Annotated in this window: 24 protein-coding genes and 1 pseudogene; 13 read left to right on the top strand and 12 right to left on the bottom strand. The window is 67.7% G+C overall.

Annotated features, from left to right (window positions below; all coding sequences use genetic code 11):
• Window positions 1-341: 341 nt before the first annotated feature.
• Window positions 342-1,214: an aldo/keto reductase family oxidoreductase gene (locus tag ACWF82_RS05995; RefSeq protein ID WP_452498437.1), complete on the bottom strand. Its 873-nt coding sequence runs from the start codon at window positions 1,212-1,214 to the stop codon at window positions 342-344.
• A gap of 130 nt (window positions 1,215-1,344) precedes the next feature.
• Between ACWF82_RS05995 and ACWF82_RS06000 the strand changes: the two genes are divergently transcribed.
• From ACWF82_RS06000 to ACWF82_RS06015, 4 genes and pseudogenes are all read left to right on the top strand, one after another.
• A complete protein-coding gene (locus tag ACWF82_RS06000; protein WP_452498439.1) occupies window positions 1,345-1,788 on the top strand; it encodes a winged helix-turn-helix transcriptional regulator in 444 nt (147 codons plus the stop codon).
• Between the two features lie 87 nt (window positions 1,789-1,875).
• Window positions 1,876-1,989: pseudogene (locus ACWF82_RS06005) on the top strand (VOC family protein); the annotation flags it as partial.
• A 127-nt stretch (window positions 1,990-2,116) separates the two neighbouring features.
• The gene (locus tag ACWF82_RS06010) at window positions 2,117-3,232 is read left to right on the top strand and encodes a hypothetical protein (RefSeq protein ID WP_452498441.1); all 1,116 of its coding nucleotides are present in this window, start codon (window positions 2,117-2,119) and stop codon (window positions 3,230-3,232) included.
• 77 nt (window positions 3,233-3,309) lie between these two features.
• Window positions 3,310-4,293 carry a TauD/TfdA family dioxygenase gene (locus ACWF82_RS06015; protein ID WP_452498443.1) on the top strand — a complete coding sequence of 328 codons (984 nt, stop codon included), beginning with the start codon at window positions 3,310-3,312 and terminating at the stop codon, window positions 4,291-4,293.
• A gap of 87 nt (window positions 4,294-4,380) precedes the next feature.
• Here the strand turns inward: ACWF82_RS06015 and ACWF82_RS06020 are convergent, their stop codons facing one another.
• Window positions 4,381-5,220 carry an alpha/beta fold hydrolase gene (locus ACWF82_RS06020; RefSeq protein ID WP_452498445.1) on the bottom strand — a complete coding sequence of 280 codons (840 nt, stop codon included), beginning with the start codon at window positions 5,218-5,220 and terminating at the stop codon, window positions 4,381-4,383.
• Between the two features lie 107 nt (window positions 5,221-5,327).
• A complete protein-coding gene (locus tag ACWF82_RS06025; protein WP_452498447.1) occupies window positions 5,328-5,912 on the bottom strand; it encodes a QsdR family transcriptional regulator in 585 nt (194 codons plus the stop codon).
• Between the two features lie 71 nt (window positions 5,913-5,983).
• Between ACWF82_RS06025 and ACWF82_RS06030 the strand changes: the two genes are divergently transcribed.
• Both ACWF82_RS06030 and ACWF82_RS06035 read left to right on the top strand, forming a co-directional pair.
• The gene (locus ACWF82_RS06030) at window positions 5,984-7,147 is read left to right on the top strand and encodes an acyl-CoA dehydrogenase family protein (protein WP_379305842.1); all 1,164 of its coding nucleotides are present in this window, start codon (window positions 5,984-5,986) and stop codon (window positions 7,145-7,147) included.
• 9 nt (window positions 7,148-7,156) lie between these two features.
• A complete protein-coding gene (locus ACWF82_RS06035) occupies window positions 7,157-8,284 on the top strand; it encodes an acyl-CoA dehydrogenase family protein (protein WP_452498449.1) in 1,128 nt (375 codons plus the stop codon).
• Between the two features lie 48 nt (window positions 8,285-8,332).
• Here ACWF82_RS06035 and ACWF82_RS06040 read toward each other — a convergent pair whose 3' ends face one another.
• The 3 genes from ACWF82_RS06040 to ACWF82_RS06050 form a co-directional block, all read right to left on the bottom strand.
• The gene (locus ACWF82_RS06040) at window positions 8,333-8,728 is read right to left on the bottom strand and encodes a RidA family protein (protein ID WP_452498451.1); all 396 of its coding nucleotides are present in this window, start codon (window positions 8,726-8,728) and stop codon (window positions 8,333-8,335) included.
• Between the two features lie 312 nt (window positions 8,729-9,040).
• On the bottom strand, window positions 9,041-9,736 hold the full coding sequence (locus tag ACWF82_RS06045) for a class I SAM-dependent methyltransferase (RefSeq protein ID WP_452498453.1): 696 nt from the start codon (window positions 9,734-9,736) through the stop codon (window positions 9,041-9,043).
• Between the two features lie 184 nt (window positions 9,737-9,920).
• Window positions 9,921-11,051, bottom strand: coding sequence for an acyl-CoA dehydrogenase family protein (locus ACWF82_RS06050; RefSeq protein WP_452498455.1), 1,131 nt, complete (start codon window positions 11,049-11,051; stop codon window positions 9,921-9,923).
• A 90-nt stretch (window positions 11,052-11,141) separates the two neighbouring features.
• Here ACWF82_RS06050 and ACWF82_RS06055 point away from each other — a divergent pair, with 90 nt between their 5' ends.
• The 3 genes from ACWF82_RS06055 (at window position 11,142) to ACWF82_RS06065 (ending at window position 13,731) form a co-directional block, all read left to right on the top strand.
• Complete coding sequence (locus tag ACWF82_RS06055) at window positions 11,142-11,843, top strand: winged helix-turn-helix transcriptional regulator (RefSeq protein ID WP_452498457.1); 702 nt, start codon at window positions 11,142-11,144, stop codon at window positions 11,841-11,843.
• Window positions 11,844-12,246: 403 nt separating this feature from the next.
• Window positions 12,247-12,450, top strand: coding sequence for a hypothetical protein (locus ACWF82_RS06060; protein ID WP_452498459.1), 204 nt, complete (start codon window positions 12,247-12,249; stop codon window positions 12,448-12,450).
• 72 nt (window positions 12,451-12,522) lie between these two features.
• A complete protein-coding gene (locus ACWF82_RS06065; RefSeq protein WP_452498461.1) occupies window positions 12,523-13,731 on the top strand; it encodes a site-specific integrase in 1,209 nt (402 codons plus the stop codon).
• A 3-nt stretch (window positions 13,732-13,734) separates the two neighbouring features.
• On the opposite strand, the gene ACWF82_RS06070 is transcribed toward ACWF82_RS06065, so the two are convergent.
• The gene (locus ACWF82_RS06070; RefSeq protein ID WP_452498463.1) at window positions 13,735-14,217 is read right to left on the bottom strand and encodes a nitroreductase family deazaflavin-dependent oxidoreductase; all 483 of its coding nucleotides are present in this window, start codon (window positions 14,215-14,217) and stop codon (window positions 13,735-13,737) included.
• A 343-nt stretch (window positions 14,218-14,560) separates the two neighbouring features.
• On the opposite strand from ACWF82_RS06070, the gene ACWF82_RS06075 reads away from it, so the two are divergent.
• The gene (locus tag ACWF82_RS06075) at window positions 14,561-15,883 is read left to right on the top strand and encodes a family 1 glycosylhydrolase (RefSeq protein WP_452498465.1); all 1,323 of its coding nucleotides are present in this window, start codon (window positions 14,561-14,563) and stop codon (window positions 15,881-15,883) included.
• Window positions 15,884-15,921: 38 nt separating this feature from the next.
• Window positions 15,922-16,650 (top strand): TetR/AcrR family transcriptional regulator, encoded by a 729-nt coding sequence (locus tag ACWF82_RS06080; protein WP_452498467.1) that lies wholly within the window; start codon window positions 15,922-15,924, stop codon window positions 16,648-16,650.
• Between the two features lie 21 nt (window positions 16,651-16,671).
• On the opposite strand, the gene ACWF82_RS06085 is transcribed toward ACWF82_RS06080, so the two are convergent.
• The gene (locus ACWF82_RS06085; RefSeq protein WP_452498469.1) at window positions 16,672-17,670 is read right to left on the bottom strand and encodes an AurF N-oxygenase family protein; all 999 of its coding nucleotides are present in this window, start codon (window positions 17,668-17,670) and stop codon (window positions 16,672-16,674) included.
• Window positions 17,671-17,858: 188 nt separating this feature from the next.
• Between ACWF82_RS06085 and ACWF82_RS06090 the strand changes: the two genes are divergently transcribed.
• Entirely contained in the window at window positions 17,859-18,026 is a 168-nt protein-coding gene (locus tag ACWF82_RS06090; protein ID WP_452498471.1) for a hypothetical protein, read from the top strand.
• Between the two features lie 89 nt (window positions 18,027-18,115).
• Here the strand turns inward: ACWF82_RS06090 and ACWF82_RS06095 are convergent, their stop codons facing one another.
• The 3 genes from ACWF82_RS06095 to ACWF82_RS06105 all read right to left on the bottom strand — a co-directional run bounded on the left by ACWF82_RS06095 (window position 18,116) and on the right by ACWF82_RS06105 (window position 20,307).
• On the bottom strand, window positions 18,116-18,709 hold the full coding sequence (locus ACWF82_RS06095) for a hypothetical protein (protein WP_452498472.1): 594 nt from the start codon (window positions 18,707-18,709) through the stop codon (window positions 18,116-18,118).
• Window positions 18,710-18,848: 139 nt separating this feature from the next.
• Window positions 18,849-19,568: a TetR/AcrR family transcriptional regulator gene (locus ACWF82_RS06100; RefSeq protein WP_452498475.1), complete on the bottom strand. Its 720-nt coding sequence runs from the start codon at window positions 19,566-19,568 to the stop codon at window positions 18,849-18,851.
• 7 nt (window positions 19,569-19,575) lie between these two features.
• On the bottom strand, window positions 19,576-20,307 hold the full coding sequence (locus tag ACWF82_RS06105; protein WP_452498477.1) for a MerR family transcriptional regulator: 732 nt from the start codon (window positions 20,305-20,307) through the stop codon (window positions 19,576-19,578).
• 99 nt (window positions 20,308-20,406) lie between these two features.
• On the opposite strand from ACWF82_RS06105, the gene ACWF82_RS06110 reads away from it, so the two are divergent.
• Window positions 20,407-22,134, top strand: a complete 1,728-nt coding sequence (locus tag ACWF82_RS06110) for a GMC oxidoreductase (protein ID WP_452498479.1) — start codon at window positions 20,407-20,409, stop codon at window positions 22,132-22,134.
• Window positions 22,135-22,225: 91 nt separating this feature from the next.
• On the opposite strand, the gene ACWF82_RS06115 is transcribed toward ACWF82_RS06110, so the two are convergent.
• The gene (locus ACWF82_RS06115; protein ID WP_452498644.1) at window positions 22,226-24,322 is read right to left on the bottom strand and encodes an MMPL family transporter; all 2,097 of its coding nucleotides are present in this window, start codon (window positions 24,320-24,322) and stop codon (window positions 22,226-22,228) included.
• Window positions 24,323-24,332 lie beyond the last annotated feature (10 nt).

Consider the following 24,332-nt stretch of genomic DNA (forward strand, 5'->3'; position numbering starts at 1 on the left):
GCCGCGAGGGCGACGCCGGGATCGGCGGGCCGGCCGACCAGGCGGCAGAACTCCTCATCGCACGTCTTCCTGATCAGTGCCGACCCTCAGGCCTTCGAACGATCGCTTCTCGACAGCGACGCTGGCCGCGAGCCGCACGGAGGACCAGCTCCCAGAGTTGGGGGCCGGACCGGTCGCGCGGAAACGGACTTGGCGTAGCGTGCGTCGTCGAGTTACTCGCGTACCTGTGCGTTCATCGTCTGATGCGCGTCACCACCAAGTGGTCAGATCAGCGCAAGCGGAACCTGCGCCGGGTCTGGCGACGTGCCTGTCGCTGGACCCGGGCACGGCCTGCATGTCGTTCAGTGGCCGATACTCTCCAGGTCAGCCACGTCCTCATCGGAGAGGGAGAGCCCAGCGCCGACGATGTTCTCACGCAGATGGGCTGTCGATGATGTGCCGGGGATGAGCAGGATGTTCGGTGAGCGCTGCAACAGCCAGGCCAACGCGACCGACATCGGCGTCGCCCCAAGCCGGACCGCGACCCTCGAGAGCGCATCGGACTGTAGCGGCGTGAAGCCCCCCAGCGGGAAGAACGGCACGTAGGCAATGCCGTCGGTGGCGAGCCTGTCAACGAGGTCGTCGTCGTGGCGGTGGGCGAGGTTGTACATGTTCTGCACGCACACGATGGGGGCGATACCGCGCGCCTCGGCGACCTGCTCGGTGGTGACATTGCTGACCCCGAGGTGACGGATCAGTCCCTCGCGCTGGAGCTCGACGAGCGTCTCGAACGCCTCGGCGAGCGAACCAGGCTTGGGGCCTTCGGCATCGCCCATACGCATGTTGACCAGATCGAGGGTCTCGACCCCGAGGGACTGGAGGTTCTCGTGGACCTGCTTGCGCAGATCTTCGGGTCGCCGGGCCGTGGGCCAGCCGCCTTGCGCGTCGCGGTTCGCCCCCACCTTGGTGGCGAGGAACAGCGACTCCGGGTAGGGATGCAGCGCCTCACGGATCAGCTCGTTGGTGACGCGCGGTCCGTACGCGTCGCTGGTGTCGACGTGGGTGATACCGGCCGCGACCGCCTCGCGCAATACTGCCAGGGCGCCGTCGTGGTCGGCGGGAGGCCCCATGACCCATGGGCCGGCGAGTTGCATCGCGCCGTAACCGAACCGGGTGATGGTCGAGTTGCCCAGCCTCCAGGTGCCGCCGGGAAGTGATGTGGTGGGCGCGTTCATCGTTGTGCCTTTCGCGTTTCGCCGTGGGTGGCGTCTTCGGTCTCCCTTGGCGAGTATTGGAGAGCTACTTCCTGTTGGGAAGTAGGCACTCTGAAGTGCGTAACTCCCCCACAGGTGAAAGTTGAGATCAGTGAAGCCAACGAAGGCCGCCCAGAGGGCCCAGGCCAAGACGGAGTACAACGCGTTTCTGTCGGCATGCCCCAGCCGCCAGCTCCTCGACCGGATCTCGGACAAGTGGGTCGTGCTGATCCTGTGCGCCCTTGGCGGCGACACAGCAGACAAATCCGACCAGCCCGGTGCATCGGATGCCGCACGAGCGATGCGCTACTCCGAGATCTCCCGCCTGCTGGCGGGAGCCAGCCAGAAGATGCTGACCCAGACCCTACGAGCACTCGAACGCGACGGCCTACTCACCCGCACCGTGACGCCAACCGTCCCCGTCACCGTCACCTACGAGCTGACCGACCTCGGCCTCTCACTCCACCACCTGACACGCGACCTCAGGCACTGGGCACAGATCCACATGGACCAGGTCCTTGCCAACCGAGAGAAGCACGACGCTCGCACTTCCTGACCCGACACAACCAACCGTCCCGACACCGCGACGCTGTCACGCGGCACACCATCGATTGCGATAAGCCGCTATGGTGCCGCGTCGATACCGATTACCAGCGGTTGCGGGAACCGGTCGTTGCTGTTTCGCGATCCCGACGGCAACCTGATCAACCTCTTCACCCCGGTCACCGCGCAGGCCGTCGCGAAGTTCGCCGGTTGAAATCCGCTCATCGGCATCTCAGGATGCTTATACCGACATCGAGATCGGTGACCGGACAATGGAATTCGTATCCGTGGGTGAAGTCGAACACCCGCCTGAGGGTCTTACCTCGGGATATTCTGGCGGTATGAGCACCTCGGCGGCGGTCCCGCACCCACCGGTGGCTGTTTTCCGCGAACCGAGGGCTGGGGGAACCATCCCGAATCTGAACGTTCGCATACAGGCTGAGGCACAACGGACTGCGATGGCATTGGACGAGGTCCCAACCCATGCCGGTCCGGTCGAGCGCACCACAGCGCTACAGCGGGCAGCTGCTGCGGCAGGCGGGCTGGTCGAGGCCATAGCGGCGGAGACCGAGATGGTGGTTGGCGAGGATTTGCCTGCCGAGTCGGTGAGTCAGTCGTTTTTCCGAGTCCGTGAAGTGGACTTGTCCGATCAGCAGGCAGCTCTGCACGGTGCTCTCGTCATCCATCGCGGTGCGCGGGACCTGAGCAGAGCCCCGCTCTCGGGTGCCGATCTGGCGGTAGAGATCGCGGGTATGCGACAGGCCGTACTCGACCTCACCGGCGCCGCAGGGGATGACGGACTGCCCCTTGACATCTCGACCACTCCCGAGATTTCTGACGGAATTTCGCTGGAGGACGAGTGGACAGCCCGTTGGCTCGTCGGGCACCAGGTCCACGTTCTGTTCAACATCTGCGCAGCGGTCGCGGTGACCGACGCCGCGCATCATCTGCGCCACGGGGCGGGCGAGGCCGCACTGACACGGCTCGCACACGCGACCACCTACGTGCGTGGGTTTCCCGCTGCGATGATCCATGCCAGCACGATTCCGGTGGACTACTATCTGGCGGCTGTCCGCCCCACCATGCAGCCGCCAGAGGTTGCGACCCCGCTGAGTGGCCGACAGCACCGCGGCTACAAAACGTTCCGCGCCGCGATGAGAGACCTGCTCAAAGCTGTACCCGACACCTACGAGCAGTTGGTTGCGCGCGATCCGGAACTCGCCGACGCCCGGGACGCGCTGCTCGAGGCCGACCTCATCGACAGCGAACGCCATGTCACCCTTGCGTATTCGATGGTCCGGCTACGCCGCTCCATCGCGCAGCTGCCGACCGGCCCGGACAACGCAGTCGGCGAACTCCGGCTGATGCGGCACCGGCGGGCAGCCCAGTACGCACCGTTGATCCGATTCGGAGACCACTACATCGCCGACGCCGTGTCAGCCCTCCGGCACGGATAACAGTCCTGTGCGCTGCGCCACCTCGATCTGAGAACAGTTGCCCTGCCGCTGATGTGCTGAACCAGGAGAGAGCGTCGATGCACGAAATCGCTGACACCGTCGACTTCGCGGACCTGGAGCTGACTCCTGCTGATACAGCCGAGATCGACCGACTCGCTCGGACCCTGTGCACGGGAGACCAGGACCGGGTGGACGACCCTGCGTGGGTCGCGCGCGCACGTCATTCCTGGGATGCGTTGCCGCTGAGGCTGCGTCGCGGCGTTCGGCAGTTCCGCCGGCACTCGGGACCGCTGGGGTCACTGGTGATCCATGGCCTGCCGGTCGACGAGACGATGCTGCCCGCCACACCCTCGACATCGGATTCGGTGCAGCGTGCGGCGATCGTCTCCGCTGCCGTACTCACTATGGTCGCCTGCGGGCTCGGTGACCCAGCCGCGTATCTGGCCGAGAAGTCCGGTGCCCTCGTGCAGGATGTCGTACCGGTGCGTGGCAAGGAATCCTTCTCGGGAAACGCCGGTTCGGTGTTGCTGACCTTCCACAACGAGAATGCCTTCCACCTGCACGAACCCGACTATGTGCTGCTGCTGTGCCTGCGCGCCGACCACGACCGGATTGCCGGTCTGCGTACCGCCTGCATTCGGCAGGTACTGCCCTTGCTCAGCGTAGCGACCCGGGAAACGCTGTTCGCACCAGAATTCATCACCGCACCGCCGCCCTCCTTCCCCTCGGACAACACCGCGCGCTCACCCCAGCCGCTGCTTTCCGGCGCCATCGACGACCCCGACATCCGGATGGCCACGATCGCGACGACCGCGCTGACACCGCGCGCCGAGGCAGCACTGACCGAATTCGGCCGAGCCTGCAACTCTGTCGCCCGCACCACGGTACTCACACCCGGCGACCTGGCCATTATCGACAATCGGGTCACTGTCCACGGCCGCACCGCCTTCCAACCTCGCTACGACGGCGCCGACCGCTGGGTGCAACGCACGTTCGCCATCGCCGACCTGCGCCGCTCCCGCGACCATCGCCCACACGATGGATACATCCTCACCCGCTGATCCGCGCCCGAGCAGTACCGACCGAGCAGTACCGACCGAGCTGCCGACCGGCTGACCATTCGCATCCCAGCGCGTCCAGGTGAGCGGTCAGAGGGCGAGCATGGCGGCAGCGACCTGGTCGGCCGCGGCAGTCCGCAGGGCGGTGCCCATGTCGTCGAGGACGAGCAGTCGCGCCGCGGGGATCTCGGCGGCGAGGACCTCGCCGTTGCCGACCGGGAAGAACGGGTCGGCACGACCGTGCACCACGAGCGTGGGGACGTCGAGCTCACCGAGCCGCTCCCGCCATCGGGGGGTGCAATCGATCCGGGAGAACACCGTCCCTAGCTGGTTCGCTTGGTGCACCGTGGGATTGCTCGACGGCGTCCGGTCCCAGATTCGGGCCGCCCTCGCCTTCGCCTCCTCCGGATCGTTGCCCATCGCCTCGGCACCCTCGGCGGCGAACGCCGCGACGGCATCCCGGTCGGTCCAGTCCGGCCGCGGCCGAGAGAACAGCGCGGCCATGATCGCCGCGTCGTGGTCCGGCAGGTCCTCGTCGATCGGGCCCGGCGCCACCGGCCTGGTGCCGACGAGGGTCAGTACGGAGAACGCGTCCGGATGTTCCAGCGCGGCGACCTGAGCGACCATCCCACCGACGCCGACCCCACCGAGATGTGCGGTCCCGGCACCCAGCACCCCGACCAGCGCAGCCGCGTCTGCGACGAGATCCCGCAGGTCGTAGGCCGGATTCTCCGGGTCGAGGGTCGTCGACGCGCCGGAGTCACGCAGGTCGTAGCGGACCACGCGCCGCCCACCCGACGCGAGCCGCTCGCACAGCGCGTCGGGCCAGGACAACATCGTCGTGCCGCCAACCAGCAGGACCAGCGGATCGCCCTCACCGCCGAAGCTCTCGATACCGAGATCCATACCGTTCGCCCGTACCGAGGTCATACCTGGACTCCTGTCTGCCGGTATCTCCAGAGGTATCGACGACGAAAACACCCGAAAGTCATCGGTGCAGCCGAAATTGTGTCGGACCAGAGAACCGGACTCAGGGCTCAGGCGCGCAGCAGTGCGGCTTGGACCTGGCGCAGGCGGTCGACGTCACCGCGGAAGCCGGCAACGGCGTCGTTGTACAGGAACGCTTCCCAGAGCCTGACCAGTGCGTAGGCCAAGGTGGCGCGTTCGATCGGCGGGCGGTAGCCCTGTTCCTCGGCGCGCTCGATGAGGCCCTCCACGACGGCGACCGCGGCTTGGTGGACGGGCCCGTCGCTGCGGGTGATCAGGCGCAGCGCCCCGGTCGACTCGTTGTCGAAATAGGTGCGCAGCGAATCGTCCTCGACCAGCCAGTGGATGCAGCGATCGAGGACCGCGTTGAGGCGTTCGGCGCCGGTGGCGTCACTGGTGCGTTCGGCGTAGGCGGCCATCCGCTCGAGCTGGCGGGCGATCGCCGCGCCGAGCAGCCCGTCGCGGGAACCGAACCACCGGTAGATGCTGGTGCGGCCGAGGCCGAGCTGGGCGGCGATGGCGTTCACGTCGACGCGATTGCCGGACAGGAAGACCTCGACCGCGGCTCGCAGCACGTCGTCACGGCTGGCCGCGGCCGGGCGTCCCGGCGCTCTCGTCCCCTCGGCTCGCGTCACATCGCACAGCATAAGTGCTCCTTCGCGGCTACCATTTGATACATACGTATCTCTGTGTAACATACTCGACCATGCAACTGGCACTCACCGAGGACGAGCTCGCCTTCCGCGACGAGCTACGTGCCTTCTTCCGGGACGAAATCCCCGCCGACATCCGTAATCGAGCCAGGCACATGGCCGAACTCAGCAAGGACGACATCGTCACGACCCAGCGCATCCTGCATGCGCACGGGCTGGCTGTGCCGCATTGGCCGGTCGAATGGGGTGGCCGCGACTGGACCCCGATCCAGCGCCACATCTGGCACGACGAAATGCAGCTCGCGTCGGTCCCGGAGCCGCTCACGTTCAACACCAACATGATCGGGCCGGTGATCGCGCAGTTCGGCTCGCAGGAGATGAAGCAGCGCTTCCTGCCCGCCACCGCGAACCTCGACATCTGGTGGTGCCAGGGCTTCTCCGAGCCCGACGCCGGTTCCGACCTGGCCTCGCTGCGCACCGTCGCCGTGCGCGACGGCGACGAGTACGTGATCAACGGCCAGAAGACCTGGACCACCGCCGCCCAGAGCGCGGACTGGATGTTCTGCCTGGCCCGCACCGACCCGGACGCACCCAAGAAACAGGCAGGCATCTCGATGCTGCTGTTCCCCCTGGACTCCCCCGGTGTCACCGTCCGGCCGATCGAGCTGATCGACGGCGGATTCGAAGTCAACGAGGTGTTCCTGGAGAACGTGCGGGTGCCCGCCGACCAGCTCGTCGGCGTGGAGAACCAGGGCTGGACCTACGCCAAGTTCCTGCTCGGCAACGAGCGCACCGGCATCGCCGCCGTCGGGCAGACGAAGGTGCGGCTGTGGCTGGCCAAGGAATACGCCAAGCAGACCCGGCTCGACACCGGCACCCTGCTCGACGACCCGGTCTTCGCCGCCCGCATCGCCGACCTCGAAAACGAGCTGCTGGCACTGGAACTCGTCCAGATGCGGGTTGTCGCGGGCTCGGCCGACGGCGCCCCGAATCCGGTGTCCTCGATTCTCAAACTCCGCGGCACAGAATTGCAGCAGGCCGTCACCGAACTGTTCGTCGACATCGCGGGCCCGGAATCCCTCGCCGCCGAAGCCGACACCCCGGACTGGGCACGCCGCAGCACCGCCACCTACCTGAACTACCGCAAGACATCGATCTACGGAGGATCCAACGAGGTGCAGCGCAGCATCATCGCTTCGACGATCCTCGGACTGTGAGGCACCGCCATGGATTTCGAACTCAGCACCGAACAGACCATGCTGCGCGACACGGTGCGCAGCGTCCTGACCCGCCACTACACCCCCGAACGCCGCCGCGAGGTCATCGGCGGTGAGCTCGGCTGGGATCCGCAGGTGTGGTCGACCTTCGCCGAGATCGGCTTGCTCGGCCTGACCATCTCGGCCGAGGACGGCGGCATGGGCGCTGGCCCGATCGAGACGATGCTCGTGCTCGAGGAACTCGGCCGCGCCCTGGCACCGGAACCTGTCCTGGACTGCGCACTCCTGCCCGCCGTGATCATCGGCCGGGCCGGTACCGAGACCCAGCGCAAAGAACTCCTGCCCAAGATCGCCGACGGCGAGTTGCGACCGGTCTTCGCCCACGCCGAGCCCGGTACGCGGTGGCCCTCCACCCGCATCGGCACACAGGCGGTGCCGCACGGTGACGGCTGGCAGCTGGCCGGGCGCAAACACCCTGTCGCCTACGGTGACAGCGCCGACCGGCTCATCGTCAGCGCGGCGCTGCCCGGCGGCGGCACCGCACTGTTTCTCGTCGACCCCACCGCACCGGGCGTGACCAGGACCGGGTTCCGCACCCATGACGGCAGGCACGGCGCCGACATCGAATTCGACGGCGCGGCAGCAGAACTGCTCGGCACACCGAACGACGCCGCCGATCTCATCGCCGACGCGATGATCACCGCGCAGGCGGCACTGGGCGCCGAAGCGGTCGGGGCGATGGCCGAAGCGCTGCGGCTCACCACCGATTACCTCGGCACCCGCAAGCAGTTCGGGGTCGCGCTGCGCAGTTTCCAGACCCTCACCCAGCGTGCCGCCGACATGTACGTCTCGCTGGAGCTGGCACGCAGCATGAGCCTGTACGCGTCGATGTCACTGGCCGACGGTGTCGCCGATCCCATGGTCGCGTCCCGCGCGAAACTGCGAATCGGGCGCTCGGGCAGGCACATCGGGCAGGAGGCCATCCAGATGCACGGCGGCATCGGCATGACCGCCGAATACCCCGTCGGGCACTACACCGCACGCCTGACCGCCATCGAGCACACCCTCGGTGATTCGAGCGATCACCTGCGCTACCTGGCCGGGCACGTCGCCGACCACCAGCTGGCCGAAATCTAAAGGACACTGCTCGACATCGCCACCACGGCGATGTCGAGCAGTTCCCGATCAACCCCGGACGGCGACCGCGTCCACCTCGAACAGCATCCCCGGAAGCGCCAGCGCCGCAACGCCAAGCAGGGTTTGCACCGGCGGCCGCTCACCCCAGATCTCGGCGATCTTCTTCCCGAGGATCGTCAGCTTGTCGAGGTCGTGAGCGACGATGAACGTCCGCAGCTGCGCGACATCGCCGTAGTCGAGCCCGGCCGACCGCAACGCGATCCCGAGATTGCCGAACGCCCGATCGACCTGCCCCGCGAAATCCGTGGTCGTCGTGTGCCCGTCACCGTCGGAGTCGTACTGACCCGCGATCAGCACGAGCTCCCCGGTCACCCGCGCGACGTGGCTGTACCCGAATCCCGTCGGATCGTGCAGCTCGGCCGGATTGATGATCTCCACAGACACGTGTCTCTCCTGTCGTCGCGAACGGTTCGCATTGAGGTGACGACGCAGGCATCGCAAGTGTGACAACACAGCCGTCACGCGTGTATCGGTAGTGTCACCACCTCTTTCGTGGCGTCACCGTGACGGAACTCGAACCGATGTGCGGAGGACCACCTCAACGCATTGGGCACGCCATCCCCTCCGCCCACTTACGCTGCAGCGCACAGACGATCTGCCGATTCGCCAACACAGCGGAAAAGGGTCTTCGGTCGCCCTGCCGTTCGACACCGATCCGACCCCGACCCTCCGCGAGCGAGCTGTTCGACTGACAACTCAGCGCACCGTACACACCAGCATCTGGTTCGCGCCCGCCTGGAACTCGTAGTCCACATCCACGATCGCGCTCTCGACACCGGCCACCGACAGCTCGCCGATCAGCTCATCGAGCCGCGGATACCGGACCGAGGAGCCGATGGCGACCAACGGGAACACCCGGATCTCGGTGGTGGCCACGCGCGCCAGTTCCGTCAACGCCCGCCGGTGGAAGTCGAAGTCCAGATCGTCGGCGTAGCTGAACAGCAGGTGTGAACTCAGTACGAGATCGAAACTGTTGTCCGCGAACGGAAGTACGGGCAGCCGAGCGGCGACATAGCGGTCCGGGGCGAGAGCGGTGTGGGCGGCGAAACGCTGCGCCGATCCGCGCCGGGCACGGTGATGTGCGTCAGGGTCGGCGAAGAAGGTCCACCGGTAGACATCGGCGTGGTCGCGCACATACCTGTTGCCCCGGTCCGCCTCGGCCACCGCCGTCGCCGCCACCCGCGCGACACCATCGTCGAAATAGGCTATGTCACAAGCGGTCACGTCACCGCCGAGATCACACACCTCCGCGGTGAACCCCGCCGCGCCACCCGGGCAATCAAGGATTCGGCGCCGCAGATCGGCGTCGGTGAGCGCGAACATCGCCCGATACTCGTCGAGGGAACGAGAACTGACGAGAATCTCGCCGAAACCGGTACCGCTGTCGTTCATGATCGTCCTTCCAGTCAGGACCGCCTGCACGGGCCGGAACAGAAGTCGTCATCAAGGACCCGGCCGCCCACCCAGGCGGCCGCGCACAACACGGTGGGCCGCTAGGAGAGCGGCCACCACTGCTGCGCAAACATCATCACCCGGCGATTAGACCACACCGAAGTCACCTCTACAGCATGCATTTTCAGCCGAGTGGGCTGTGGCCCAACAGAACCCGGCCACTGAAACGAGTCTGCTTGGCCCTCGGCAGCGGGTGGAACTGGCAGCCGTGGATATCGCGGTAGAGACGTTCGAGCTCACACGAGCGCGAGTAGCCCGCACCTCCGGTGGTCTCGATCGCCAGACGCACCGTGGTGATGAGGGCGTCGGCGGCGACGGTCTTGCGGCTCAGGGTCCGGCCTGCGTACTCGTCGGTGTTGGCGAAACCGAGGTTGTCGGAATCGGTGAACATGGCGGCGACGAGGTCGGCGGCGGTGGTGTAGGCGTTGAGCATCTCGCCAGCCGACTGCAGCGTGTGCGGTTCGGCGCGGCCCGCCAGCAGCCGTGCGGTGAGCTCGACAGCGGAGTCGGCGACACCGAGGTAGGCGGCGAGCACCAGTGGCAGTGCCGCGCCGATCACCACATTCAGCACCGGCGGCCACACGCCGGCGGGACGGATCAACGACACCGCCGCGTCGGGGACGAACACGTCGTCGAGGACCACGGTGTGTGAGCCGCTGGCCCGCAGGCCCAACGTGTCCCAGGTCTTGTCGATGCTCACCCCGGGCGCGGTCATCGGGATCGCGCAGTGCAGCACTTGCTCGCTCTCGCCCTCGAAACGGACGCTGGTGACGAGCACATCGCCCACCTCGCAACCGCTGGCAGGCGCTTTGCGGGCACTCACCCGATACCCGCCGTCCACGCGCACGGCCGCACCGTTGGAGTCCACCCAGTCCGAAGCGCCGGTGCTCACCAGGATCGCGCCTGCCGCCACCTTCGCGAACACCGCCGAGGCGTCCACGCCGTGGTTGTGCCGCCACACCTGGGCGGCGACGAGATGGGAGTGCATCGCGAACGCGACAGCGGTAGACGGGTCGTGCCTGCCGAGTTCGCGCAGGATCTCTCCCATCTCCTGGTGGCTCGCGCCGCCGCCACCGAACTCGGTGGGCACGAGCGCGGCGGACAGGCCGCTGGCCCGCAACCGGTCGAATGCGACGACGGAGATCTCGCCGGTGCGGTCCCGCTCGGGCACCTCGGGGCGCAGGGATTCACCGATCTCGCGGGCCAGGGCGACGCGGTCGGTGGTGGACGTGGTGTCGGTAAATGTGGAAGTCATGTTTCGAAGGTAGGAACCGCCGCGATAACCAGATAGTCCAGAAAGTGGACTCCCCCGGTCCTGAAAGTGGACCCCGTCGGTGAGGTGACCATGACGACTACGACCGCAGGCTACGGCCAGTACTGCCCCATCTCCCGCGCGCTCGACGTGCTCGGCGAACGCTGGTCGCTGCTGATCCTGCGCGACCTCTACCTCGGCACCACCCGCTTCAACGACCTCGCCCGCGGCCTGCCCGGCCTCTCGCGCAGCCTGCTCGCCAAACGGCTGCGCCAGTTCGAACGGGCCGGGCTGATCGAGAAGATCGGTACCGAACACCTGCTCACCGACGCGGGCACCCAACTCCAACCGATCCTGTTCGGACTCGGCGAATGGGGCGCACGCTGGACCTTCGGCGAACCCCGCGACGAAGAGCTCGACGCGGCGCTGCTCGTCTGGTGGATGCATACCCGCGTCGACACCGCGAGCCTTCCCGGCAGACGGAACGTCCTGCAGGTCCGGTTCACCGACGACGTGCGGCGGTTCTGGATCGTCGTCGAAGGCGCAACGCCCTCGGTGTGCGAAACCGATCCCGGCTACCCGGTCGACGTCACCATCGTCGCGGACGTGGCAACGCTCTACGAAGTGTGGTTGGGCCGGATGCCACTGAGCCACGCCCAGCGCACCGGCCGGGTGGTGTTCACCGGCCCACCCGCGCTCACCCGCAGGATGTCCACCGTCCTGCGACTGAGCCCCGTCGCCGGATACGTCCGCGAATCGGCCATGGCCGAGGACACGACCGCCCGTGCGTCCTGACATCAGGCCTTCGCCGCACCGGAATACCGTGACAGGTGGCAAAGCCATCGAGCTCGGAGCGCTGTGCGGCGAGGACGAACAGTGTCTCGCCGCGCACGGTACGCACCTCCGGCGGCGTCGCACGCGGATCGACATCACGGATCTCCGCGAGACCGATCGCCCCACTCGGGTAGACCGTCGCGCCGGGGAACTCATAGCTCGCGAAACGGATCTCCGTGTCGGCGAAGACGGCGTCCATCGGTCCATGATGGCGGTCAAGAGACACATGACACGGCCCGATGATCCACCAAATCAGAAAACGTGGCAGTTATCACTACCGGGCCTGCCATGTTGGCAACGGCCGTAATCAAAACGTTAGGGTTTCGTCATGGTACGTCACGGAGCAGCGCACACCGACACGGACGTGCCGAATGTTCCTCTCCCCCAGCAACATCCGGCACATCTCGAACTCGTCGGCGAGTCCAGCAACGTCGCCGAAACGCCGTCAGGCCAAGTCGATGACCATTTTCCGCGACTCGGTGACACCAGTTTCCTCACCACCGCGGCCCGGCACCGGCTCGCCGCGTACATCCACACCAAGCTCGCCGAGCTGGCGGAAATGCCGTGATCACGAGCCGATGACCTAGGCTCGAACGCCAGGAGCATCGGCGACAGACTGATTCGCGCGAGGAGTGGCGACGTGAGCGGCAGCGACGCAGCGGTCGTCCTTCCCGAACAGGTACGGACCGAACTGCGTCGCGGCGTGCGCAGCGTCCTCGTCGACACCGCCGCCCTGCGCCTGGTCCGCGAACGATTCGACGACTTCCAGGCCGTTTCCCTGCGCCGCTACCTTGAAGCCTCCCAGTCGGCGAACACCCTGCGGGCCTACCGCACCGACTGGATAGCCTGGGCGGGCTGGTGCGCGGCCGAGCAACGCCAGGCGCTGCCCGCTGACCCACTCGACGTCGCCGTGTATCTCGCCGCGGCCGCCGATGCCCGCCGCGACAGCGGCGCCTGGGCATTCAGCCCCGCGACACTGGACCGCAAGTCCGCCGCCATCGCCGCAGTCCACGCCGCCAATGGACTCCCCTCGCCGACGCGTTCCGATGTCGTCCGGCTCACACTGCGCGGCATCCGGCGCACCCGGCGCACCCCGCCGACCCGCAAGCGGCCGGTCCTGCTGCACACCCTCGATCAACTGCTCGCCGAACTTCCCGAACCCGGCTGGCCCACCGAACCAGCCCGTCGTCGCGATGCTCTCGCACTCCTGGTCGGATTCGCCGGCGCGCTGCGGCGCAGCGAGCTCGCGGGCCTGCGGATCAGCGACGTCCACGTACGCACCGACCACACCACCGGCGAGCCACTGCTCGTCGTACATCTGCCGACCACCAAGACCGACCCCACCGGCGTCGCAGAACAGCGCATCGCCCTGCCCCGCGGCAAACACCCCCGGACCTGCCCGATCTGCGCGTTCGCCGATTGGGTCCGGCTACTGGAGGTCCACGCCGACGCCGGCGATCCCGGCACACGGTCGTGGGCGGCCGAACACCCCGTGCCCGACACGACGATCCATCGCTGCCACGGCTTCACCGGCACGCCGCTCAGCACGGACACCGAGCGCCCGCTGTTCCCCACCATCAACCGGCACGGTTCCATCGGCGCAGCCCCGCTGTCCGGGCGAGCGGTCGCCGAGCTGGTCAAACGCTATGCGGCTCGGGCAGGCCTCGACCCCGACTTGTTCTCCGGCCACTCGCTGCGGGCCGGCTTCGCCACCCAAGCCGCACTCGGTGGCGCCAGCGACCGCGAGATCATGCGCCAGGGCCGCTGGGCGAACCCGCGCACGGTGCACGGTTACATCCGCACCGCGAACCCGCTCGAGGACAATGCCGTCACCAAGCTCGGCTTGTGACGATCAGCTGATCCGGTCCAGCCGGAAGATGCGGAACTCGCGGCCGCCGGAGAGTTCGAACTCCATCTCGTAGCCGGGCCAGAACTCCACGACCTGATCCCAGACGCGCTTTCGCTCGACACCGGTGATCTCCGTGACCGTCACCGGGAACGACGAACTGCTGTTATAGCGAACCGAGGCGGTGCGCGCCGCGCGCAGGTTCGCCGACCACGCCGGATGTTGCGGCTTGCCCCAGTTCGAGCCGACGAGATAGAAGCCGTCGCCGTCCGGGACACACAGCAGTGACGTGGTCCGCGGCTGACCCGACTTGCGACCGACCACGGTGACCTCGATCGACGGGAGGCCGGCCAGGTCGAGAACTCCCCACCGGCCGCCGCTGAGCCTGCGCAGCAGTCGTTCGACCGGCAAGACGGCGCCAGAGCCACGCATCACCCAGGGCTGTGTGGCGAACTCGCGTGCGAGGGCAGGTAAGGGATTCCACGCCATCTTCGAATCCTGGCTCGAGGGAAACGGATCCATCGACTCAGGACGGTCCCCTGAGAGGCAACTCACTCGACTTCCCGGAGTGCCGTCGCGACATGCGGAGACCGCCTCTCCCTCGTCTGTGCTGGTGAGTCGTCGGAAAGCGATGAGACCGCTTTTACCGGTGGCGGATGTAGGTGGAATGGCGAGGGTTTCACATAAGTAGATGCGCATATCTACGTATGGACATGTTTACGATTGACTTTCGAGTTCGTTCACCGCCGCACCGACCTGATTCCCGGCATCACCCTGCCCGATGCCGCACACTGAAACACTCCCCTCCCCTTTCATGCCAGGAGTGAGTGTCATGCCCTCCCCCAGTGGTCGCCGATTCCTTGTCGCGGTCGCCTTGGCCGCCGCGGCGCTGCTCCCGGCCAGCCTCTCCCCCGCCCTCGCTCGACCTCCCGCACCCGCTCAGCTGGCACCCCTTGGACCCGAATTCCTCTGGGGTGTGGCAGCTTCCGGCTTCCAAGCCGAAGGCGATGCGCCGGACAGCAATTGGCGCCGGTACGCCGAGTCCGGCGCCACCAACGACCCGTACCTGAATTCGGTCGACTTCCGCACGCGCTACCGATCCGACATCGCCCTCGCCGCGGATCTCGGTGTGCGCGTGTACCGCATCGGCATCGAGTGGGCCCGCGTGCAACCGCAACCCGGCGTCTGGGACGAGAGCGCACTCGCCTTCTACGACGATGTCGTGCGGGCGATCACCGACGCGGGCATGCGACCGATGCTGACCCTCGACCACTGGGTGTACCCGGGCTGGGCCGCGGACCGGGGCGGCTGGCGCGATCCCGAGATCGTGACGAACTGGCTGGCCAATGCCCAGCGCGTTGTCGACCGCTTCGCCGGCGTCGACCCGCTGTGGGTGACCTTCAACGAGCCGACGTTCTACCTGGTCAACGAACTGCGCCGGGGCGGTATCGGCGCGACCGACGCGCTCACCATGGGCGAGCGAATCACACAGGCGCACAACAGCATCTACGACCACATCCATGCCGTGCAGCCCGGCGCCCAGGTCACCAGCAATGTCGCCTACATCCCCGCCGCCGACGACGCGGTCAGCGGCCCACTGCTCGACCGGATCTCGGCCCGCCTGGACTACATCGGCATCGACTACTACTACGGCCTGTCCCCCACCCAGCTCGCCGTCCCCGATTTCGACCGGCTCTGGACGATTCCACTGCAAGCCGAAGGCATCTACTACGCACTCGACCACTACGCGCGACGCTTTCCCGGCAAGCCCCTCTACATCGTCGAGAACGGCATCCCCACCGAGAACGGGCTGCCACGCACGGACGGCTACACCCGCGCCGATTCGCTGCGCGACACCGTCTACTGGTTGCAGCGCGCCGTCGCCGACGGCATCCCGCTGATGGGTTACAACTACTGGAGCCTCACCGACAACTACGAATGGGGTTCCTACACACCACGTTTCGGCCTCTACACCGTAGACGTGCTGACCGATCCCACCCTCACCCGCAAGCCGACCGACGCCGTGGCGGCCTACCGAGCGATCACCGCGCTGGGCGGTGTCCCCGCCGACTATCGACCCACCCGCGGGCCCGTGCCGTGCTCCCTGGTCGACGCGCTGACGAGCTGCACCGATCCCGTGTCGGTCCCGCGGTAGCGGTTTCGGGACCCTCCGGGTGCTCTACACTCGGGCGGGTGTCGAGCGCAACGTCACGCCCCTCCAGCGCCGTGAGCGGCAGACAAGCCCGATGGCAGCCGCACAACGACAGCCGCCGGGAGCGGATCGTGCTGTCGGCGGTCGAGTTGATCGAGCAGGCGCCCGCAGGCGTCGAGGTCCCGATCGTGCAGATCGCCGAGAACGCCGGCCTCGCGAAATCCGTCGTCTACCGGCAGTTCGCCGGTCGTGACGAGCTGGATCGCCGGATCAGGAGCGAGATCGCCGACCGGTTCGTCGCCGACATCGAAGACGCCCTCGATATCGGCGACGGGTCCATCCACGAAATCCTCGTGCGCACGGTCGGCGGTGTGGTCACCTGGATCGAGGAACATCCGCGGCTGCACGAGTTCCTGCGCACCGGCCCGTCGGAGACCGATCCCGATGTCGACGCGATGAGCGCGCTGATCGGGACCATCGCTGCCTCCACCAGAGCGCTGGTCACCGGTCTCGCCGGTGTCGTCGGCGTGACCGACGACAGCTCGGCCGACACCATGACCTTCGCCATCGTGTCGATGACCGAAGCCACTGTCACGCGCTGGGCCAACGAGCCGAATCCGGTCCTGACCAGGGAGCAGCTGATCGAGGAGGTCTCCTCCTACGCCTGGCACGTCGTCGACGGCGTCGCCCGCAGGCACGGTCTCACCCTCGATCCCGATCAGCAGCTCGTCGAGATCATTTCCCAGCTGGCCGCCGGTGACGGCGGCTGAGCCACCGCCACCGACCGACATTCACGCGATCCGGCGCGTACCGCGCTCGGGCTCGCTGCGATACCGCGAGGCCGGGCCGTCGACGCCGAGTGCCCGCCACATCCGGCGCGCGGTCGGGTTCATCAGGCCCAGGTCGTCGGCCAGCTTGCGCATGTCGCCGAAGTAGCCGGACAGGATCTTCTGGGAGTGCTCGGACTTCCAGAACGCCTGCTCGATCACCTCGTGCGGAATATCGAATTCACGCTCGAACGACCGCGGCGGCGCCATGATCTCCCCGGCCAGCCAGCGCATGGCGATCGGGAACGCCACCGAACACGCGCCACGGTTGAACTTGCCCATCCGCCCGATGTGCGCGGCGAGGAATTCGCCGGCGAAGGAGATGTGGCGCGCTTCCTCGGCGATGTGGATCTCCATGGTGCGCAACACCATCGGCGGCATCGACGAGCCCTCGCGGATGACGGCCTTCTGGTAGTGGTCGATCGGTTCCTCGCCGCCGAGGATGCCGATGAACAGGATCGTGTGGGCGTAGCCGCCCGCGACACCGATCAGCGGGGAGAGCGCCTTGAACAGCGGCCGCATGCCCGGCACGTCGATGCCGATGCGATTCACCAGTTCCTGGAACATCTGGATGTGGTTGCACTCTTCGGTCATCTCGTGCAAGCAGTACCGGAACTCGGGCGAGCCGTTGGGCAGCTTCATGATGTACTGCATCATTCCGCGGATCAGGATGCTCTCGAAGGCAGCGCCGACCTTGATGACATTGGCGGTGCGCCACTTGCCGATCGCGATCTGCTTGTCGAGCGGCTGGTCGCGGTACCACTGGGTCGCGCCCAGCGGATCGACCTCGGGCGAGAGCACCCAGCGCACATCGTTCGGGTCAAGGGCGAGCTCCGGCGAATCCCAGTCGATATCGAGGTAGGGATCGAAATGCCGGTCGACGGACCCCTGCGAAAGGGTCGCCAGCGCATCTCGGTACTCCTCGGTGATGAGTCCGCCACGGCTCGATTCGGTCAGCGTCATCGGTGCCTCCTCGGTTCGCGTCCGGCGCGGGCACTGTAAGCGCCATCACACCGGTTACGCCGAGAATAACTGAGACTCCCAGTCCCACACAACCCACCACGCCGACTTGTGACCGTCGTACGCGGAGCCCGCTGAATCAAGTGACGGAATGGGGGAACCCCTGGCGCCGCTCGTACGTATGACAAGGCATGGAGATGTTCAACCGCAGACGTCGAAAGTCCAAACGCCGCAAGAAGTCAGACGCCGACGGGGTGGAGGACGGCGGAGTCGTGGCCGACGTGATCGTCGAGGCGGGTCCATTCGTGGTCCGCATGTTCGGCCGCCTCGTATCGGCGATCGTGCACGCGCTCACCTGAGCCTGCCCGCGGGCGCATCGAAACAGGTGCGCCTGCCGGAGGGTGCGCGGGCCCGCTCGTCGACCGCCGGGTCCGACGAGCGTGACCGGCTACTCGACGAGGATGACGACCAGTTGACGGGCCAGTTCGGCGTCGGCGGGACCACCCAGCCAGACCAGGGGGCGGCGGGGGTCGAGGCGGTCGAGGGCGTCGGGGAGGGAGCCGAAGACCCGGTCGGCGCGGACTACGCAGACCTGGGGGATCACCTCGGAGACGGCGGGACCACCATCGACGTCCAGGGCCAGCGAACCGGTCGATGCGTCGCCCGCGACGGCGTCGCGGACCACGGCGTCACCGGTTTCGGTGGTGCCCGAGCCGCCGTGCACGACCTGATGACCCGGTGCGCTCGCCCAGTGATCGAGCCAGGCCGGGCCCGGTTCGACAGCCGCCAGGACCGAGGTCGCGCTCATGCCGTAGAGCACATCCGCGACCGCGGCGGGCAGGCCGACGAGGTCGACGGTCCGCACGAGGGAACCGTGTTCGCGCAACCGCTCGGCGAATCGGGTGAGTACGGCCGCCCGTTCGGCCGGATCGACGGCGTCACCGTGGCCCGACGTACGGCGCATCGGCACCCGACGCTCGTCGTCGGGTAGGTCGAGCAGCCCGTCACGGACTCGGCGCAAGATCTCCTCGCGAGAATTCACTCGGGCACTCCCGTTCGTTGGCGACACCGGTGGACATCGCCGTTCACACATCTCTCACCCCACATACCGCGGGAATCACCTCGTTCGCTACCGTACCGACCGGTCTACGGTAGGCGGTCCGACGCTCCGAACCCAATGGCTAGTTCGTGGCAACCCGCGTGAAGCCGAGCATTCGCAGCAACTGGTCGACCTGCAAGTCGAACACTTCGGCCCGATCGGCGAAGGTATCGCGGCCGTACATGTCGAAAACGTCGAAGTTCACGGCGCCGAACAGGGTCGTCCAGGCGGTGAGGGCGACGGCGATCAGCCAGTCCGGGGCGGCCAGGCCGAATTGCTCACGAATAGCGGAGAAATCGCCTGTGGTGGATGCGGAGATCACCGGTTCCGTGGCGGGGGCACTCAGCTGCCCGGCGCGGTAGGCGCTGTCGACGATGCCGAGCAGTGTCGCGATCACCCGCACGCCGGGCGCTTCGGTGTCCTCGGCGGGCGCGGCATAGCCGGGCACGGGGGTGCCGAAGAGCAGGCCGTACCAGGCGGGCTCGGCCAGCGCCCATGCCCGGACCGTCCGCGCCACCGTCCGGAAGCGGGTCGCCGGGTCGTCGGGTGCGCCGGCCAGCGCGGCGTCGACCGCGTTGCCGAGCGCGTTGTAGCCGTCGACCACGAGCATGGTCAGCAGTTCGTCGCGGCTGCGCACGTACCGGTACACCGCCGAGGAGACGACGCCCAGATCACGGGCGACCGCGCGCAACGACAGCGCCGCGGCGCCCTGCGACGCGAGATGCTCCCGGCCGATCCGTTTGATGTCGGCGATCGTCTGGGCGCGAGCCAGTGCCCGCGGTCCTGGTCGGTCGGTACTCATCGACCGATCATCGCGCACCGGCGGCGCCATGCAGACGGCGACGTTCGGCCGTGTCCTCGACCGGGTCCACCGAGCCCGCCGCGCGTTCGATCTCCGCGGCGAAGGTCGCGCCGCCGACCTCCCAGGCCATGGCGAGGAACTGGTCGCGGAAGCGGCTGAGGTCGACGCCGACGTCCTCCCCGCCGTACCCGGTGCCCGCCGCGGCGCGGACCGTGCGCACGACATCGTCGGCGAGGTCGGCGATCCGTTCCCGGATCAGCGTGCGCAGCACACCGCTGAGGGTGATGTCGGTGCCGACGTCGTAGAGCACGAGCGCGCCCTTGAGCATGGGGCGGTCTGGTACGAACCAGCTGTCGCCGCGGCGCTCGAGGTAGCCCGCCGCGATCAGTTCGGCGAGGACGTCGGTGCCGCGGTCACCGAGCAGTCCGGTCAGTTCGGCGTCGTCGACCAAGACCGCGCGCTCCCCCGCCTGCGCGGCGCGCGGATCGAACAGCGTCCGCCAGTCACCGGCGCCGGGCGACGGTTCGGCGTCGAACACCTCACGAATGGCGTCCAGGCGCAGCCCACGGGCCTGCATGGCGACGATGTCGCGCAGCCGGTCCAGGTGCGCGTCGGAGTACACGACCTCCTTGCCCGCGCGGCCGGGTTTCGGCAGCACGCCGAGCGAGTGGTAGTAGCGGATCGTGCGCGCCGCCACGCCGCTGATGTCGGCGAGTTCCGCACGGGTGTATCGAGGCACCCGACCAGCATAGGGCCGATCCCGGCGAACTTTGACAGCTCTGGCTGTCGACGTTAGCGTTACCGACGTCACTGTCGACACCCTTCGAGGAGCCCTCGTATGTCCGATCGCACCACCGACTTCGACGTCTTGATCGTCGGCTCCGGCTTCGGCGGCAGTGTTACCGCACTGCGCCTGGTGGAGAAGGGATACAAGGTCGGCATTCTCGAGGCCGGCCGCCGATTCACCGACGAAGAGCTACCAAAAACCAGCTGGGACCTGCGCAAATTCCTATGGGCACCCAAGCTCGGCTGCTTCGGCATCCAGCGCATCCATCCCCTGCGCGACGTGCTGATCCTCGGCGGCGCCGGTGTCGGCGGTGGTTCGCTGAACTACGCCAACACCCTCTACGTACCGCCGGAGCCGTTCTTCCAGGACGCCCAGTGGCGCGACATCACCGACTGGCGCGCCGAGCTCACCCCGTACTACGAGCGGGCCAAGAAGATGCTCGGCGTGGTGCAGAACCCGCACATGACTCCCGCCGACGAGATCTTCAAGGCCGTCGCCGAGGACATGGGCGTCGGCGACACCTTCGTGCAGACCCCCGTCGGCGTGTTCTTCGGCGAGCCGGGCAAGACCGTGGCCGACCCGTACTTCGGTGGCGTCGGCCCCGAGCGCACCGGGTGCGTGGAGTGCGGTGACTGCATGGTCGGCTGCAAGTTCGGCGCCAAGAACACCCTGGTCAAGAACTACCTGTACCTCGCGGAAAAGGCCGGGGCACAGATCATTCCGATGACGACGGTCAACGCGTTGCGCCCGCTGCCGGATGGCACCTGGGATGTCGCGACCGAGCGCACCGGCGCCTGGGTCCGCAAAGATCCCAAGACCTTCACGGCCAAGCAGGTCGTTCTCGCCGCGGGCACCCTCGGCACCCAGAAGCTGCTGCACTCGATGCGCGATCAGGGTGTGCTGCCGAACCTCTCGGACAAGCTGGGCCTGCTGACCCGCACCAATTCCGAGTCCATCGTCGGCGCGGCGACCAAGACGCTGGCGCCCGGTCAGGACTTCACCAAGGGTGTCGCGATCACCTCCTCGATCCACCCGACCCCCGACACCCACATCGAGCCGGTGCGCTACGGCAAGGGCTCCAACTCGATGGGTCTGCTACAGACCCTGATGGTCGACGGTGGCGGCAAGGTCCCGCGCTGGCTGCGCTTCCTCGGCGTCGCGCTGATGCATCCGCTGCTGCTGGTGCGCTTCCTGAGCGTCAAGAACTGGAGCGAGCGCACCATCATCTCGCTGGTGATGCAGCACCTGGATAACTCGATCACCACCTACACCAAGCGCGGCCTGTTCGGCGGGCGCAAGCTCACCTCCAAGCAGGGCCACGGCGAACCGAATCCGACCTGGATTCCGGCGGGCAACGATGTCACCCGCCGGGTCGCGGAGAAGATCGGCGGCGTCGCGGGCGGAACCTGGGGTGAGGTGTTCAACGTTCCACTGACCGCGCACTTCCTCGGCGGTGCCGCCATCGGTGCCGACCGTGAGCACGGCGTGATCGACGCCTACCACCGCGTATTCGGTTACCCCACACTGAGTGTCGTCGACGGCGCCGCCGTCTCGGCGAACCTGGGCGTGAACCCGTCGCTGACCATCACCGCCCAGGCCGAGCGGGCCGCCGCCTACTGGCCGAACAAAGGCGAGGTCGACACCCGCCCCGAGCAGAGCGTCGGCTACACCCGGATCGAACCGGTGGCCCCGCAGCAGCCCGCCGTGCCCGCGGGCGCGCCCGCCGCGCTGGTGCTGCCGATCGTGGAGATCCGCAGCAAGGAACAGACCGCGGGCTGAGATCCCAGAAGAGGCCCCGGACACTCGGTTTCGCACCGAGGTGTCCGGGGCTTCTCGGTTTTCGCCACGCGGTCTCCATTCGGCCTGAGTACTACGCAGCAGCGACGGTCTCCGGTTGCGCACCTGCGGTTTTCGCGGGCGTCGCCGGCCACCAGACCTTGTCACCCAGTAGCTCGAACAACGCCGGAACCACCAGCGTCCGCACCACGAAGGTATCGAGCAGGATGCCGACGCCGACGACGATGCCCAGCTGGGTGAGCGTGATCAACGGCAGCACACCCAGCACACAGAACACCGCGGCGAGGACCGCGCCGGCGCTGGTGATCACCGCTCCGGTCGAGGCGACGGCGCGGACCATCCCCTGGGTAGTGCCGTGCGCGGCCGCCTCCTCCCGCGCTCTGGTCACCAGGAAGATCGTGTAGTCGACGCCGAGGGCGACCAGGAACAGGAAACCGAACAGCGGAACGTTGGTGTCCAGCGCCGGGAACCCGAACACCGTGTCGCTGATCCAGCTACCCGCGCCGAGCGCCGCGAGCGCGCTGAGCACCGTCACGCCGACCAGCAGAACCGCCGCGGGGACCGCCCGCAACAGCGCCAGCAGGACCAGCAGAACGACGGCGAGGATCAGCGGGATGACCATCGCCTGATCGCGGCGGGCGGCATCGCGGATGTCGAGCGCCTCGGCATCGGAACCACCGACCAGCGCGTCGGCATCGGGTACGTCACCGACCGCGGTCCTGATCGCCTCGACCGTGCTGAACGCGTCCGCCGAGCCAGGTGGGGCGTCCAGGACGACAGACCAGCGCGTGGTGCCGCTACCGGAGGTGCCGATTCGCGTGGCACGCGAAACACCCTGCACTCCTTCGAGTTCCGACTGCACAGCGTCTGCGGCGGTGGTGCGCGCGATCACTACGGCGGGATCGGCGGAGCCGGAGGGGAAGTGCGCGGCCATGGTTTGCAGCCCGTCGACGGATTCGGCCTCGACCCGGAACTGCTCGGTGCGGGACAGCCCGATGTCGGTGGTCGCGAGCCCGGTCGCGAAGACGACCAGGACCGCTGACGCGGCGCCCGCGACGACGGCAGGGCGGCGAACCACCCGCATCGCCACGGCGGCCCAAAGGCCGTGCTCGGCCGGATCACGACCGTCTGCGCTGGGCACGAACGGCCAGAAGACGCCTCGCCCGCACAACGCCAGGGCGGGTGGCAGGGCGAAGAGCACGAAGATCACCGCGACGAGGAGTCCGGCCGCGGCGAACGCACCCAGACTGCGCGTGTTGGGCAGTGCGGCCAGCAGCAACGTCAGCAGGGCCAGCACGACGGTGATGTTGCTGGCGACGATGGCAGGCGCGGCATGGCGCACCGCCGCGCGCAGGGCGTCGCGATGGTCGCGATGCCGATGCAGTTCGTCGCGGTACCGCGAGACCAGCAGCAACGCGTAGTTCGTGCCTGCGCCGAAGACCAGGACGCTGGTGATGCCGGAGGTCGAACCGTCGAAGGTCAAGCCGGTGAGCTGGGCCAGCGCGGTGCCAACGCTGGTGGCTACGCGGTCGGCCAGGCCGACGACCGTCAACGGAACCAGCCACAAGATCGGTGAGCGATAGGTGACGATCAGCAGCGTCATCACCACCAGCGCCGTCACGATCAGCAGCAGTGTGTTCGCCCCGGAGAACGAGTCGGCGATATCGGCCCCGAAGGCAGGCCCACCGGTCACCTGCACCCGCAGCGGTTCGGGCAAGCCGGTGGTGACGGTGGTACGCAGCGCGTCGATCCGGTCGGTGAGCGCGAAACCGTTGAGGTCAGCGGACACCGGGATCTGGGCGATGGCGGCGCGGCCGTCGGGCGCCGGTACGAGGCGGGGACCGCCGGTCGAGGGCACCTCGGCCCGGACGAGCGCGTCGTCCAGCGCCGCCAGGTCGGGGGCTGTCAGTACGCCGTCGTCGGTGCGAGTCGCCACCATGATCGCGGCGGCCTGCCCCGCGTCAGGGAAGTCCGCGGCCGCCGCGGCGGCCCTGGCCGATTCCGCCGACGACGGTAGCGACACCGGGGCCTGCCCCGCACTGTCGTTACCGCCCGCCAACGCCATGACGGCCATCGCGGCCGCCAACACCACCAGGAGCACCGCCCACGATCGCCGTCCGGTGACCAGCCGGGCGAACCGGTCCCATCCCTGTCCACTACTCGCTCGCATCACGCGGGAA

The organism is Nocardia sp. NPDC055053, assembly GCF_053608285.1.